The organism is Pseudomonas sp. GNP013 (assembly GCF_054343995.1).
The window spans coordinates 4,242,204-4,256,431 of record NZ_JBTGUT010000001.1; the positions used below are offsets into that span (position 1 = coordinate 4,242,204).

Sequence of the window (14,228 nt, forward strand, 5' to 3'; positions counted from 1 at the left end):
GAACGTGACTAAGTGTGACCAGTATGCCGCGTTCCACCCCGCCGTTGCGATCACTTGCCGCGATTGAGTTGGCGCAGTTTGCCGGTCACCGCAGTCAATGCACGCTCAAACAGCGGGCCATCATCCAGCAGGCGCAGAGCGTCATGCTTGAATGCCAACGCCAGTTGGCCGACGCTTTTCTCCATGACCTTGAGCCCCGAGCGGTTGACGAACACGTAGCTGCCGGCAGGTGCCATGATCGCCAGCAGCTTGCAGCGCACGGGGGCTGGCCGCTCGTCCTGCCATTCGATCCAGCCTCCGATCCGCAGTTGCAACGCCTTGAGCAGATCAGGGTCGTCCGCCGGCAGGCCTTCGGTGGCATCGACGGCACCGGGGCCCAGCACAAGCGGCTCACGCACCTCGATCAGTGCCTCGACACCCTCGGCCGGAGGTAGATGCAACGCCTGCAGGCGCACAAAGAAATCGCGCGTGCTGAACGGATCGAACGCTGCGCTGGTCAAGCCGTCCCGCAATGCCTTGAGCAACCCCGGCAAGTGCTCCACCAGATGCCGACCGGCCTCGGTGTCTTGCTGAAGGCTGACGCTGCAGATCAACTCGTCCATGGTGCGCAGCCCCGCCTGCCACTGCACCGACTGCTCACCATGGTTGAGGCTGGCCAATAACAACACCTGGCTCCAGGCCTGTTGCAGAAACTGCACCACGGCCTGCGGCAACACCTTGCCCATCAGCCGGCGGTTGAGCACGTCAGCCACACGCTGGCGTGCAGCATCGGCACGAATACGCCCGTCTTCAGCGTCGTGGGTGTGTTGCTCGATCAACTCGCGGCGCCGCTGCTCCTCGGCGCGCAACGTGCTGAACTGCGTCAGCAACCGGGAAAAAATCGCCGGGTCGTCGACGTATTCATTGAGCAGGCACTGCACGGCCTGTTCGATGCGCAGGTACAAGCTGTCGCGCAGATAATCCTCGCACGGGTTCCAGCCCAGGGCCGAGGCGGCTATTTCATTGAGCAACTGCCGCGCGGGATGACTGGCGCAACTGAAAAGACGCTTGTCCAGCAACGCCACCTTCAGCATTGGGATCTGCAAGCGCGCAATCAACGCCTTGAAGGCTTCAGGCACCGCAGGGTCATTGAGCATGAATTCGAACAGCAGGGCGACCAGGTTGATCACGTCTTCGTCGGCGCCCTCCACCACGCGGGACTTGCCACTCTTGACGCTGAAGCGGGTCAACAGTTGCTCAAGCTGATTACGCAGGTCGAAATCATCCTCGGCCTGTGGCTCCGGGACGTATTGCTGCAGATGGGAAAGCAGGCGCAGCAGGTCGCGGGTGGCTATCGGCTGAGGTTCGGCGCTGGCTTCCAGGGTGGGCGCCACACTGCCGCGTACGGCCGCGAGCAACTGCTGCAGCGCAGCGAAGTCCTGCTGGCCGCTTTCATCCAGAGCCTGGTCGGTTCCTGGCAAGCTGCCTGGGGGGGCAGGCTCACTCGCCACGCATCCAGCACGACGACGGGAAGGCACACTATTGAGTTCGGGTAAAACACCGGTCGCCACCAGCAACTGATTGGCCTCGCCGTACAACAGGTCGGCGTCGCTGAGCACGTATTTTTCAAACAGCTTGAGCATGATCAGCTTGACGCGGATTTCCACGCCGAGACTGCGCCCGGCGCGCAGGAAGAACTCGCACAACAGGGCCGGGCCCAAAGGGTTCTCGCGCTCGGCCAACTGCGTACCGAGCACTGCGTTCAGACGCGCGGTCAACTGCCCGAGGGCCAGTCCATCACGGTGCCGCACCCGACCGAGCATCGCGTCGAGCGCCACGGCTTTTTCGCGGGCATCGCCAGTGGTCCCTGGCAGCGACTCGTAGGACACCACCGGCACCATTCTTGGATCACCGCTGCCCACCTGGCCAAGATGGGCAAAGGCCTGGAACAGTTGCGCCATGAAGACGCGTTCGAAATTCTTGCGCTTGAGCCGCAGGTCGCGCATGGCCTCAAAAAAGATATGGTGATCGGCGTTACTGCGGGCCTTGTCGGCCATTTCGAACAAGGTGTCGTCGGCGTTATCAAACAGCTCCTGCAAGCCGCGTTGCAACTGTTGGGCAGCCTTGTCGCGAACCTGCAGCAACACCACCGGCAGGCGCGCGAGCGGCGATGGCGTAGCCTGTGCCCTGTTGATGGGCACCACCTTTCCGTCATTGTGCATCCTGGCCTCCTGAAACGGCGGTGTAAGGGGGTAGGACGATCAGGCGGGCACCGCCGATATCCGATTATCACCGGGACGTCAAAGCTATGACGCCAATTGCAAGGCGCGGGATTATCTTGCAAATAGGGGGCGTTACGCCAGCAAACTCTGAGATTCACCGGCAAAAGAGCAGGCGGCGGTGGGTTCGGCCACGCAGTGCCCCTATAATCGGCGCACATTGTTTGTGGAGCCTGTTATGCCGAATCTCCGTCTTGCCGACCTCACCGCCGAAATCGAAGCCAACGTGCGCCGCGCACTGCTGGAAGACATTGGCAGTGGCGACATCACCGCGCAGTTGATCCCGGCTGAACGGTTGGCCAAAGCCACGATCATCACCCGCGACGCGGCGGTTATCAGTGGCACAGCCTGGGTGGATGCCGTATTTCGCCAACTGGACCCGCGAGTCGCCGTGCATTGGCAGGTGGCCGACGGCGAGCGCGTCAGTCCCAATCAGGCGCTGTTCCACCTGGAGGGTCCGGCCCGCTCGCTGCTCAGCGGTGAACGGTGCGCGTTGAATTTTCTGCAACTGCTGTCAGGCGTTGCCACGCGTGCCCAGTACCTGGCGGACTTCGTCGCCAGCACCCAGGTCAAGTTGCTCGACACGCGCAAAACCCTGCCGGGCCTGCGCCTGGCGCAGAAATACGCGGTGACCTGCGGCGGCTGTCATAACCACCGCATCGGTTTGTACGACGCCTTCCTGATCAAGGAAAACCACATCGCGGCGTGCGGCGGCATTGCCCAGGCGGTTACCGCCGCGCACAGAATCGCGCCGGGCAAGCCGGTGGAAATCGAAGTGGAAAGTCTGGATGAACTGCGCGAAGCTCTCGACGCGGGAGCCGACATCATCATGCTCGATGAATTGAGCCTGGACGACATGCGTGAAGCGGTGCGCCTGAACGGCGGCAAGGCCAGGCTGGAAGCCAGCGGCGGGATCAACGAAAGCACCTTGCTGCCCATCGCCGAAACCGGAGTGGACTACATTTCGATTGGTGCGATGACCAAGGATGTGAAGGCAGTGGATTTGTCGATGCGACTGAGTATCTGACGCCGGTTTGATTCAGGAGCGAGCAAGCCCGCTCCTGCGCAGGTTCGCGTTCAGACGACCAGGTTGTTCATCTCGCAGTACTCGTCCCATTCGACACCCAGCACTTCGGCCGCCTCTTTGTGCAAAGCCAGGCGTGCGGTCTCGAACTCTTCAGATGTCGAGGTGTACTTGAGGGTCAGTTCCCAGGGCTGGAGACTCTGGCTCTCGGCCTCATCCTCGAATGCCCACTGGATCTGGTCGCGCTGATCATCAGCGCTCAGGTCCTTGATCTCTTCTTTGAGCTGCGGCGTGTCCTCAAGGTATTTTTTGAGGGCCTCTTCGTGCCGGGCTTCCTGGGTCACTTCAGTCGTGGTCATGGTGTTCTCTCAGATCTGGGAATGGAAATGCATCTGGGTCATCAAGGTTGCGCAGATACAAAAGAGCGGGCATCAATACCTGCTCGTCTGGCCTTCAGAAACCATTCTGGGATCAGCTGAAAACAGTGTTGCTGTTGAAACCGTTCGCGCGTCGGGCGCTCAGCCCGACACGCTGATCGATAATAGGCACTCTGCCGAAAGATCGCCACCCTCAGAATGTGACTGGCGAAACCTCATTCGTTCGTTGACTACCTGATGTTTCATGAGTGACGATCGAACCAAGATTCCTACGTGGAGAATGCATTTGCCCGCCGCCCCGAAGACCTTCTCACTTGCGCAGGTCCAGCACCAGCTCCGGCAAATGGGTGTTGCCTTTGTCTGCCACGGCACAGATGCGCAAAGCGCCTTTGCATTCAAGAGCCTGCGTCAGGTTGAGCCAGGCGGGATTTACTTTTTATCGCCAGGCATTGGTCATCCGCCGCACATAACCCATTCCATTATCCTGCGCGAAGAAGCCGATGCGTGCGGGGAAGGCAATGTGATACTCCAGGTCGATCATCCACAGCTTGTGTTTTATCGCCTGATGGAAGCCATGGTGGCAGACCGTAAAAAACGTCAGGGCATCCACCCTACCGCCGTTATTGGGGAGGATTGCGAAGTCGACCCTGCGGCTTACATAGGACCTTTCTGTGTACTCGAGGACTGTGTTGTGAAGGCAGGTGCGAACCTTCACTCCCACGTGACCGTGATGCGCGGAAGCACCATCGAAGAAAATGTCACGATTGAATCGCACTCCACTGTCGGCGCAACGGGAGCGGCCTGGATCTGGGATCCGGCCACGCGCCAAAGAGTGATTCAGCCGCAGATCGGCTACACCCGAATCATGGAAGGCGCCTTCCTCGGCACGGATGTGACCGTGGTACGTGGCTCGGTCAACGAGACAACCACCATTGGTCAGGGGTGCGTCATCGCACACGGCAGCAAAATTGGTCATGGCTCACTGATCGGCGACGAGTGCCACTTTGCCAATAACGTATCGATTGCCGGCAACGTCACGCTCGGAAATCAGTGCTTTCTTGGCTCGGGTGCTATCGTAAGACCACAGACGCGCATAGCCGAGCGCACAGTGGTTGGCGCCGGAGCGGTAGTGGTGAAACACATCGACGAGCCCGGACTTTTAGTAATGGGTACGCCAGCCAAAACGGTGAAGTCGGCAACTGACGATCTGTCAGGTGTCCCAAAATCATTGAAAAACTAAAAGTATCGAAATGAACAATTACTCAATCGTTTCAGACAAGGCAGTAATAGGCGACGGTGTTGTGATCGGCCGATTCTGCATCATTGAAGATGATGTTGAAATCAAAGAAGGCACTGTGATCGAAGACTATGCCATGGTGCTCAAAGGCGCCAAAATCGGCAAACACACAAAAATCGGCACCTATACGAAAATCGGTCGGAATGCAGTGATTGGCGATGATTGCTCATTCACCTCCTACTGTGAAATTCGAGACAACTGTCGGTTGGGCAACCGCGTACTGATGGGCAGTCGAGGCACACTTTCCGCCAACACCATTGTTGAAGATGATGTGGTGATGAAATATGCATTCGTGGTCACTGATACGCCAGACCTGACCAAAAATGACGAAAAATGCGTAGGCACACTCAAGAAAGGCTCACGCTTCGGCGCCAGCGTCGTGATCATGCCGTCTGTGACCATTGGGGAAAATGCCGAAATTGGTGCGTGCTCTCAGGTGCGCAAGGACGTGCCCGATAATCAGGTGTGGTTTGGCATACCGGCCAAGTACTATCGGGACGTTTAAAAACCGCTGCCTCAGGGCTTTGGCAGAGCAATCACGCCCTGGGCCCAGAAGCGCGGCTGCAAATGATCACCACGCCCGCTCAGATAGCTTTGCCGGGCTTGCTCCAGATGCGGAACGTCGCGGATCACCACATACACCAACAGCCCCACTGCCAGCACCGTTGCTACTTTCCATGCGCCAACAGCCAGCGACACAGCAGCCGGCTCGGGGGCTCGCCGCACATGCAGCGCCATCAGCCAGCCCACCACCAGCGCCAGCCACACCTGCGAGTTGGGCATCACGATCACGCCATCGACCATGGACTGCGTCAGTGCACCGACCAGCGCCGCAAACAGGCATAAACGCAGAAGATCGGCACGCGTGGCAAGCACGGCACGCTCACGGATCAGGCCAATAGTGGCCCAGCCGCCCCAACCTGTGAGAATGGCCACGCACACTGCCGACGGCACTCCCCATTCACTGGCCCATTGCAAGATGGCCTGGTGAGGGTGGGCGGCAATGGGGTTGGCCACATCGGCAAAATGCATGGGCCCGAAGCCCAGCCACGGGCGTTCGGCAATCATCTGCCAGCCCTGCCACCAGATCGGGCCACGTCCCGACAGCGACGTAGTGAGACGGTCACCGGCGGCACTGGCAATCTCGTTGCCGAAATGGTGCGCCACCAGCATGAACAAACAACCGTACAGCAACAGCCCACCGCACACGCCCGCCAATTGCCAGGCTACCCAGCGCCGCCCCCAGGGGCCAAGCCACATCAGCACGGCCGCAGCGGCTGCCATGCCGAGCCATGTACCGCGGGTGCCGCCGCTGATTGCAATCAACCACCAGACACACAATAACGCCAACGCGGCCGCACGGGCCGGGCGGGAGACCTTGGGGATCAGCAGGGACAGCGCGAGCAATGGCAGGGTGAACGTCTGGAATTGACCATAGAAGCGCTTGTTGGAAAACCCGGACAGCAGCAGGTCAAGGTTGAGCAGGCGCTGACCACTGCCGAACGCGAGTATCAGCGCATACAGGTACTGCACTGACTTGATCACGCACAACATCAGTACTATCAACATCAGCGCGCTATCGATCGACTCACCGCCGTGGCGCCTGAGCGAGTTGACCGCCAGCGCAATCGCCCCACTGCAGATGAACAGCGCCACTTCGGTGAGTGCCCACAGGGGCTGATGCGCAAGCGCCGACGACACCAGGCCCACTACCATAATCAGTGCCAGGCCGGCAGCGGCATGCCGATTCACCGGCGGCTCGGGTGAAGAGACCGACAACCCGTACAGCACTGCGCACAGCCCCAGGCAGATCTGCGTGCCCCTTTGCAGGTCGTGCCCGCTGAACGGCGCACAGATGCCCAGCGCCAGCAGGCACGCCATGGCGATCAGAAACAGGCTGTCGCGCTGAGTGCGGGTTAGCAACACGCTTTATGCCCCTGTGACGCCACACCCTTTGGCGACGTATTTCGCCTCGGCGGTGGTCACGCACTTCCAACCTTCGGTGGCACTGCGCGTGAGAGTAATGCTCTTGCCCAGCACTGGCGCCGGGGCGTCGAGTATTTCGCAACTGATGGAGCCGATGCCGGTGGCGACATCGCCTGTCACGTCGATTCTGCAGTTGGCGGTGGGGCTGGTGCCGCCGATCAAGGCGACGGTGGGTACGGTCCCCTGGTTGAGGGTATCTTCGTAGCCGGCCTTCAACGCGCTGATTTCAGCCAGCCCGGCCGTGAACTTGGCCTTGGCCTGGTGCGTGGTGTACATGGGCAGGCCAATGGTGGCCAGGATGCCGATAATTGCCACGACGATGAGCAATTCGATCAAGGTAAAGCCTTTTTGACGTATCACATTCACTCTCCAGAATAGAACCATGACAAGGCGCGTCCTGCGCCCCGCAGTCTGCAACGGCGCCAGTGTACTCATGCGCAGGCGCTCAATCGCGCCTTCGTCGCACATTCTGACATTTTGCCGCTCAGCGCGAGCCTGCCCGAGTCATTCCCCTGACTAAGCTGTAGGTCTTCAACGACCTGTGTGCGGAACCGTGACATGAACAACGCTTCAACGACGTACGACTGGGAAGGCATCAATCGCAAAGGCCGCAGGGTGTCAGGGCAGACCACGGCGCACAACCCTGCGCTGCTCAAGGCGCAATTGCGCCAGCAGGGGATCAGCCCTGGCCGCGTGCGTAAAAAGCACCCAGGGCTGCCAGGTCTCACCCAGCCGATCAAATCATCCGATATAGCGCTGTTCACCCGCCAGTTGGCCACGCTGCTCAAGGCCGGGATTGCGCTGTTGCAAGCCTTCGACATCATCAGCGAAGGCTTTGAGAATCGACAGATGCAGGCGCTGGTCAAAGGTTTGAAACAGCAGGTTGCCGCCGGTAACAGCCTGACGCAGGCGCTGCGTAAACAGCCGCGCCACTTCGATGATTTGTACTGTCATCTGATAGCGGCGGGCGAGCAGGCCGGCGCACTGGAAACCCTGCTGGAACGCGTGGCCATCCATCAGGAGAAGACTGAGCAGCTCAAGGCCAGGGTCAAAAAGGCGATGACGTACCCCATCGCCGTCATCGTGGTCGCCGGCGTCGTGTGCAGCGTGCTGCTGATCCACGTGGTGCCACAGTTCGAGCAATTGTTCGCCGGGGTCGGCGGCACGCTGCCTGGCTTTACCCAGCAGGTCATCGCGCTGTCGGCGTTCATGCAGCAAGCCTGGTGGATCATCGCGCTGGGCCTGGCGGCGGGGGTTGTTGGGCTGCGCCACGCCTGCCGCACCTCACCAGGTTTTCGTCATGGGCTGGACGCCAGTGTGTTGAAACTGCCCCTGGCAGGTACACTGCTGAAAAAATCCGCAGTCGCCCGCTACGCCCGTACGCTTTCAACCACCTTCGCGGCCGGTGTGCCGTTGGTGCAAGCCCTGGAGTCCGTGGCTGGCGCGGTGGGCAATGAGCTGTTCAAACAGGCGATAGAGCATATGCGTCACGATGTATCCACGGGCATGCAACTGCATCAGTCCATGGCAAACAGCGGGCTATTCCCGCGCATGGCGATCCAGATGACCGCCATCGGCGAAGAATCCGGCACCCTGGAGCACATGCTCGAAAAGGTCGCGAGCCACTACGAATCCGACGTGGATAACCGGGTGGACAACCTCACCAGTCTGATGGAGCCGTTGATCATGGTGGTGCTGGGCGGCATCGTCGGGGCGCTGGTGATCGCCATGTACCTGCCGGTGTTCCAGTTGGGTACGGCCTTTTGAACCTGCTATTGATCGGGCAGCCCTGGGCTTTTGTCACCTTGGCGGTGGTGCTCGGCCTTGTCGTCGGCAGTTTCCTCAATGTGCTGGTATGGCGCCTGCCAAAGATGCTCGAACGGGACTGGCGCGAGCAGGCCCGCGAGATGCTCGGCTTGCCCGTGGAGCCCGCCGCGCCGCCGTACAACCTGATGCACCCGAACTCCTGCTGCCCTCAATGCGCTCAGCCAATTCGGCCCTGGGAAAATATTCCGCTGCTCAGCTACCTCATGCTCAGGGGACGCTGCGCCCATTGCCATCAACCGATCAGTGCGCGCTATCCGCTTACCGAGCTGGCATGCGCCGTGGTCTCGGCCGTGGTCGCGTGGCATTTCGGTTTCGGTTGGCAGGCCGGCGCCGTGATGCTGTTGAGCTGGGGATTGCTGGCGATGAGCCTGATTGATGTGGATCATCAATTGCTGCCGGATGTGTTGGTGCTCCCCCTGCTCTGGCTGGGACTGATCGGCAACAGCTTCGACCTGCTGGTGCCACTGCCCGAGGCGTTCTGGGGCGCAGTGTTTGGTTATATGAGTCTGTGGACGGTGTTCTGGCTGTTCAAGCTGATGACCGGCAAGGACGGCATGGGCTACGGCGACTTCAAGCTGTTGGCGCTGCTCGGTGCCTGGGGCGGCTGGCAAATCCTGCCAATGACGCTGTTGCTTTCATCGCTACTGGGCGTGATTACGGGGCTGATCCTGATGCGTCTGAACAAGACCCAAACCTCCACGCCGATACCGTTTGGTCCCTATCTGGCAATTGCCGGCTGGATTGCGCTGCTCTGGGGTGGTCAAATAACCGACTTCTATTTGCAGTTCGTCGGTTTCAGATGACCTCTTCTGTCGCAACACCCTGGATTCTCGGCCTCACCGGCGGCATCGGCAGCGGCAAAAGCGCGGCGGCCCAGCACTTTATCGACCTGGGCATCGATTTGGTCGACGCCGACCACGCCGCCCGCTGGGTGGTCGAGCCCGGCCGCCCGGCGCTGGCACGCATCGCAGAACACTTTGGTGACGGCGTGTTGATGCCCGACGGCAAGCTGGACCGTGCCGCGCTGCGCACGCTGATCTTTGAGGTTCCCGAACAACGTCTGTGGCTGGAAGCCCTGCTGCATCCGCTGATCGCCGAGGAAATCCGCAGCCACCTGGCGCGTGCGCAGTCCCCCTACGCCATCCTGGTGTCGCCGCTGCTGATCGAATCCGGGCAGTACAGCATGACCCAGCGCATCCTGGTGATCGACGTGCCGCAATCGCTGCAGATTCAGCGTACCCTGCAGCGCGACGGCATCAGCGAGCAACAGGTGCAGGCGATTCTCAAGGCCCAATCCAGCCGCGAAGACCGCCTGAACCATGCCGATGACGTACTGGTCAATGACCAGGACCTCGCCTGGCTGCACGCCGAGGTCGAGCGACTGCACCACTTTTACCTTACTTTGCGTGGAGGCCGATCATGAGCCAACCCTTGACCGTCGACTGCCCAACCTGCGGCGCCCCCGTGGAATGGAAAGCGACCAACCTCAACCGGCCGTTCTGCTCGGACCGCTGCAAACTCATCGACCTGGGCGCCTGGGCTGCCGAAGAGCACAAGATTCCGGTGGCGCCGGACGCCGAAGACGAGCTGTTCTCCGAGGATCTGACGCCGCGACACTGAGGTCGTATAAAGGTGGGACTTCCTGCGGTCATCGTTTGAACGCTAAGCTGCAGGCATGGACGACTCAGATTATTTGCGCCTGCTCACCGTGGCGGCCGAACAAGCCAATGCTTTCCTGTCCAATGCGCGCAAATGGGAGCGTGAGCGTTGGGTCTGCCAGCGCCTGCTGCAAGGCCTGAATGTGCCCTTCCGTGCCGAAGAGTTTCACGCCGCCGGGCAGGAACCGCCGGACGTGCTGTTTCGCGACGCCAGTTTCGAGGTGTTCTTCGTGCTCGATGAGGGACGCCGTCTTAACGATGAGTGGCGCGATGAATTGCTGCGCAGGCGCAGTGCGTTTTCCCTCAGCCAATTGGTGCGGCGCGAAGCCAAGCCACGACGCATTCCCGCCCATGAGTTCCTGCTGCGTCTGGCGCCAACGTTGCGCAAAAAAGCGCATAACTATAAAGAGCGCGGCATGGACCTGGGCGAACTGGATATCGTCGCGTTCACCAGCCTCAAGCGCGAAGTGCTGGACCTCAATAGCCATTTCCCTCCGCCTACCGAATACCTGCGCCAGGGCTGGCGCTCACTGTCGCTGGTAGGGCCGACGTTTGCACGCGTGCTGTTCGCCCACCCGAACGCCCCGGATTTCTTGCGCAACAATCTGGGGCGCAGCATAGTGTTCGATGTGGGCATCAGCCTCTGAGACCGCGCCTGTAACGTGGCGCCCGTTTGCAACGTCTACCAGACGAGGCTCGTATGCCCAGCCGCCTTTTTGAGTTACCTGACGCTATGAGCTGCCTGGCGCTCGCGAGGGTAACGGCTCCGATTTCCTTTAGCCTTGCGAGATATCCCCATGACCCATCGTATTATCATCGTCGGCGGCGGCGCCGGCGGCCTGGAGTTGGCTACCCGCCTGGGTAAGACTCTGGGCAAGCGCGGTACTGCCAGCGTCACACTGGTGGATACCAACCTGACCCATATCTGGAAACCGCTGCTGCATGAAGTGGCTGCCGGCTCCCTGAACTCTTCGGAGGACGAACTCAATTACGTCGCCCAGGCCAAATGGAATCACTTCGAGTTCCAACTGGGCCGCATGAGCGGGCTGGACCGTGAGCAAAAGAAAATCCAGCTGGCTGCCACCCTCGACGAAGAAGGTCGCGAACTGGTGCCGGCACGGGTGCTGGGCTATGACAGCCTGGTGATTGCAGTGGGCAGCACCACCAACGATTTCGGCACCGAGGGCGCGGCGCAGCACTGTTTGTTTCTCGACACTCGCAAACAGGCCGAGCGTTTCCACCAGCAGTTGCTCAATCACTACCTGCGCGCCCATGCCGGGCAGACCGATGCCGTTGAGCAGATCAGCGTGGCCATCGTTGGCGCCGGCGCCACGGGAGTGGAACTGGCCGCCGAGCTGCATAACGCCGCCCATGAACTGGCCGCCTATGGCCTGGACCGCATCAAGCCGGAAAACATGCACATCACCCTGATCGAAGCAGGGCCGCGAGTGTTGCCGGCGCTGCCGGAACGCATCGGCGCGCCTGTGCATAAAACCCTGGAGAAGCTCGGCGTGACGGTGCTGACCAATGCAGCGGTGAGCGAAGTGACCGCTGACGCATTGATCACCAGCAGCGGCCAGTCGATTCCCGCAAGCCTCAAGGTGTGGGCAGCCGGCATTCGCGCACCGGCCTTCCTCAAGGAGATTGATGGGCTGGAGACCAACCGCATCAACCAGTTGCAAGTATTGCCAACCTTGCAGACCACCCGCGATGAAAACATCTTCGCCTTCGGTGACTGCGCCGCCTGTCCGCAACCGGGCACCGACCGCAACGTGCCGCCCCGTGCGCAAGCAGCGCACCAGCAGGCGTCGTTGCTGGCCAAATCGTTGAAGCTGCGCATCGAAGGCAAGGATCTGCCCCACTACACATACACCGACTACGGTTCGCTGATCTCGCTGTCGCGGTTTTCGGCGGTGGGTAACCTGATGGGCAACCTGACCGGCAGCGTGATGCTGGAGGGCTGGCTGGCGCGCATGTTCTATGTGTCTCTGTACCGCATGCACCAGGTGGCACTGTATGGGTTCTTTCGTACAGCGATGTTGATGCTGGGCAGCAAGATCGGGCGGGGCACGGAGCCGCGCTTGAAGCTGCACTGACGTTATCCGCACAGGAGCGAGCTTGCTCGCTCTCTGCCCGCTAATGCCCTGCTGACGGCTAGAATGGTTCAATACAGGCGACGACCGGCGGGAATAATGCGCCTTAAGCGCCATTCTTATTCCATAAAGCTATAAAAAAACAGAAGTTGCGCACTTTAGATTGTAATAATAAGATATAATTCACGGGTTTCGTTATCGCTCGACATCCGTGCCCACGCGGATTTTGTGAGCCCGAAACGGGTCGGACATGGGCGGCAATCGGCAGAGTTAATAAGGCAGATCATGGAAAGACCAAGCCTGTATAGACAAGTTTATTCCAGAATCGCCCGATCCATTTACCAGGAGACTTTAAGACCTGGGCAGCGAGTTCCCTCCATACGTTCGCTGGCAAGCGAGTTGAACGTGTCAAGGAACACCGTTGAAATTGCCTACAACATGCTCATGAGCGATGGATATCTGGAAGCCCGCGGTCAGGCGGGCACCTACGTTTCAACAACGCCCTCCATAAGAAAACCCCAGCAGGGACACCCCCAAACTTCAAAGCCACTCATAAAGAGTACCGGCCCTGGCGCGCGGCATGAAAAGGCAGTGCCAGACAGCCCACTCTTTTATCAGTTGGGTTTACCGGCACTGGACCTGTTCCCGCACAAGTTGTGGTCCAGTTTGAGCGCCAGGCAAATGCGGCTGCAGAACAGGATGCTCAACTATCCAACCCCGACAGGCTATCAACCGCTCAGAGACAGCGTATGCGCCTACCTTCAACTATCGAGGGGAGTGGATTGTTCGCCGGAGCAGGTATTCATCACGGCGGGCTATCAAGGCGCACTCAGACTGGTAGGCCGCACGCTGATAAAACCCGAGGACGAGGTGTGGATAGAAGATCCGTGTTTCCCGCCTAACCGTCACTTGCTGACGCAGATGGGCGCCAAACTTGTACCCGTACGCGTGGACGAAGAGGGCCTCAGAGTGGAGGACGGAAAAGCCCGCGCCCTGCATGCGAAGTTCGCACTGGTCACACCCGCACATCAAAGTCCGCTCGGCGTCACGTTATCCCTTAAACGGCGATTTGAACTATTAGCATGGGCCACTCACAACGACGCCTACATCATTGAAGACGACTATGACAGTGAATATTGCTATGACGCGCGGCCGCTGCCGGCACTGTCCAGCCTGGACGCGAATGGCAAGGTGCTGTACCTGGGTACATTCAGCAAAGTGCTGAGTCCGTCATTAAGGCTTGGTTATCTCGTCGTTCCCAAAAAGCTGGTTTCAGTATTTGAAAATGCGTGCCATCAACTCAACGATGGCTGTCCATTGTTGAGCCAGGCTGTTGTCGCCGAATTCATGCAAAATGGTTATTTCGCCCGACACTTGCGCAAGATGCGAGCGGCTTACTCACAACGAAGAACCCTGGTAATCGACAGCCTCACGGCAGAGTTTGGCGGGCGAGCAACGTTCAGCGCCCCGGCGACAGGATTGCATCTCCTGGCCAGGCTCGCTCCGGAAGACGACGACCAACTGATGGCGCAGCGTGCCCGTGACCACCAGTTCGGCATAGCGTCATTGTCGGCACGCAGCATCGAACATGATTGTGGAAAAGGGCTGCTATTGGGATTTGCCAATATCGCTACGCCGGAGCAGGCCGCCAGTCTGGCTCGACAACTGCGCTTGAGTGTGGAGCCACACCGGCAACGTTGATGACCCG

The 14,228-nt window shown here is 59.9% G+C and carries 14 protein-coding genes; 10 read left to right on the top strand and 4 right to left on the bottom strand.

What is annotated here, in order from left to right; all coding sequences use genetic code 11:
* Positions 1–50: 50 nt before the first annotated feature.
* On the bottom strand, positions 51–2,201 hold the full coding sequence (locus ACXX81_RS18695) for a DUF1631 domain-containing protein (RefSeq protein ID WP_458572177.1): 2,151 nt from the start codon (positions 2,199–2,201) through the stop codon (positions 51–53).
* Positions 2,202–2,436: 235 nt separating this feature from the next.
* Here ACXX81_RS18695 and nadC point away from each other — a divergent pair, with 235 nt between their 5' ends.
* Positions 2,437–3,285 (top strand): carboxylating nicotinate-nucleotide diphosphorylase, encoded by an 849-nt coding sequence (gene nadC, locus ACXX81_RS18700; RefSeq protein WP_209988493.1) that lies wholly within the window; start codon positions 2,437–2,439, stop codon positions 3,283–3,285.
* A gap of 50 nt (positions 3,286–3,335) precedes the next feature.
* On the opposite strand, the gene ACXX81_RS18705 is transcribed toward nadC, so the two are convergent.
* Complete coding sequence (locus tag ACXX81_RS18705) at positions 3,336–3,641, bottom strand: DUF6388 family protein (protein ID WP_209988490.1); 306 nt, start codon at positions 3,639–3,641, stop codon at positions 3,336–3,338.
* Between the two features lie 262 nt (positions 3,642–3,903).
* Between ACXX81_RS18705 and ACXX81_RS18710 the strand changes: the two genes are divergently transcribed.
* Entirely contained in the window at positions 3,904–4,899 is a 996-nt protein-coding gene (locus ACXX81_RS18710; protein WP_458572178.1) for a hypothetical protein, read from the top strand.
* A gap of 10 nt (positions 4,900–4,909) precedes the next feature.
* On the top strand, positions 4,910–5,461 hold the full coding sequence (locus tag ACXX81_RS18715) for an LbetaH domain-containing protein (protein ID WP_209988485.1): 552 nt from the start codon (positions 4,910–4,912) through the stop codon (positions 5,459–5,461).
* 11 nt (positions 5,462–5,472) lie between these two features.
* Here the strand turns inward: ACXX81_RS18715 and ACXX81_RS18720 are convergent, their stop codons facing one another.
* Positions 5,473–6,882 carry an O-antigen ligase family protein gene (locus ACXX81_RS18720; protein ID WP_458572179.1) on the bottom strand — a complete coding sequence of 470 codons (1,410 nt, stop codon included), beginning with the start codon at positions 6,880–6,882 and terminating at the stop codon, positions 5,473–5,475.
* Positions 6,883–6,885: 3 nt separating this feature from the next.
* On the bottom strand, positions 6,886–7,299 hold the full coding sequence (locus tag ACXX81_RS18725; RefSeq protein ID WP_122456787.1) for a pilin: 414 nt from the start codon (positions 7,297–7,299) through the stop codon (positions 6,886–6,888).
* A gap of 201 nt (positions 7,300–7,500) precedes the next feature.
* Here ACXX81_RS18725 and ACXX81_RS18730 point away from each other — a divergent pair, with 201 nt between their 5' ends.
* The 7 genes from ACXX81_RS18730 to pdxR all read left to right on the top strand — a co-directional run bounded on the left by ACXX81_RS18730 (position 7,501) and on the right by pdxR (position 14,221).
* Complete coding sequence (locus ACXX81_RS18730) at positions 7,501–8,709, top strand: type II secretion system F family protein (protein WP_458572180.1); 1,209 nt, start codon at positions 7,501–7,503, stop codon at positions 8,707–8,709.
* The gene (locus ACXX81_RS18735; RefSeq protein WP_231422498.1) at positions 8,706–9,572 is read left to right on the top strand and encodes a prepilin peptidase; all 867 of its coding nucleotides are present in this window, start codon (positions 8,706–8,708) and stop codon (positions 9,570–9,572) included. The genes ACXX81_RS18730 and ACXX81_RS18735 overlap by 4 nt, the downstream gene beginning before the upstream one ends.
* Positions 9,569–10,192 (top strand): dephospho-CoA kinase, encoded by a 624-nt coding sequence (gene coaE / locus ACXX81_RS18740; RefSeq protein ID WP_209988473.1) that lies wholly within the window; start codon positions 9,569–9,571, stop codon positions 10,190–10,192. Before ACXX81_RS18735 ends, coaE begins: the two co-directional genes overlap by 4 nt.
* Positions 10,189–10,389 (top strand): DNA gyrase inhibitor YacG, encoded by a 201-nt coding sequence (gene yacG / locus ACXX81_RS18745; protein ID WP_004372356.1) that lies wholly within the window; start codon positions 10,189–10,191, stop codon positions 10,387–10,389. The genes coaE and yacG overlap by 4 nt, the downstream gene beginning before the upstream one ends.
* A gap of 55 nt (positions 10,390–10,444) precedes the next feature.
* A complete protein-coding gene (locus tag ACXX81_RS18750; protein ID WP_209988466.1) occupies positions 10,445–11,074 on the top strand; it encodes a DUF1780 domain-containing protein in 630 nt (209 codons plus the stop codon).
* Between the two features lie 150 nt (positions 11,075–11,224).
* Positions 11,225–12,523 carry an NAD(P)/FAD-dependent oxidoreductase gene (locus ACXX81_RS18755; protein ID WP_458572181.1) on the top strand — a complete coding sequence of 433 codons (1,299 nt, stop codon included), beginning with the start codon at positions 11,225–11,227 and terminating at the stop codon, positions 12,521–12,523.
* Positions 12,524–12,805: 282 nt separating this feature from the next.
* Positions 12,806–14,221, top strand: coding sequence for a MocR-like pyridoxine biosynthesis transcription factor PdxR (pdxR, locus tag ACXX81_RS18760; RefSeq protein ID WP_231422497.1), 1,416 nt, complete (start codon positions 12,806–12,808; stop codon positions 14,219–14,221).
* Positions 14,222–14,228 lie beyond the last annotated feature (7 nt).

Bases quoted from the DNA above. Each gene is read 5' to 3' on its own strand.
- ACXX81_RS18750 (WP_209988466.1), top strand. From the start codon at position 10,445: ATGGACGACTCAGATTATTTGCGCCTGCTCACCGTGGCGGCCGAACAA.
- ACXX81_RS18695 (WP_458572177.1), bottom strand. From the start codon at position 2,201: ATGCACAATGACGGAAAGGTGGTGCCCATCAACAGGGCACAGGCTACG.
- yacG (WP_004372356.1), top strand. From the start codon at position 10,189: ATGAGCCAACCCTTGACCGTCGACTGCCCAACCTGCGGCGCCCCCGTG.
- ACXX81_RS18730 (WP_458572180.1), top strand. From the start codon at position 7,501: ATGAACAACGCTTCAACGACGTACGACTGGGAAGGCATCAATCGCAAA.
- ACXX81_RS18755 (WP_458572181.1), top strand. From the start codon at position 11,225: ATGACCCATCGTATTATCATCGTCGGCGGCGGCGCCGGCGGCCTGGAG.
- coaE (WP_209988473.1), top strand. From the start codon at position 9,569: ATGACCTCTTCTGTCGCAACACCCTGGATTCTCGGCCTCACCGGCGGC.
- ACXX81_RS18710 (WP_458572178.1), top strand. From the start codon at position 3,904: ATGAGTGACGATCGAACCAAGATTCCTACGTGGAGAATGCATTTGCCC.
- pdxR (WP_231422497.1), top strand. From the start codon at position 12,806: ATGGAAAGACCAAGCCTGTATAGACAAGTTTATTCCAGAATCGCCCGA.
- ACXX81_RS18705 (WP_209988490.1), bottom strand. From the start codon at position 3,641: ATGACCACGACTGAAGTGACCCAGGAAGCCCGGCACGAAGAGGCCCTC.
- ACXX81_RS18715 (WP_209988485.1), top strand. From the start codon at position 4,910: ATGAACAATTACTCAATCGTTTCAGACAAGGCAGTAATAGGCGACGGT.
- nadC (WP_209988493.1), top strand. From the start codon at position 2,437: ATGCCGAATCTCCGTCTTGCCGACCTCACCGCCGAAATCGAAGCCAAC.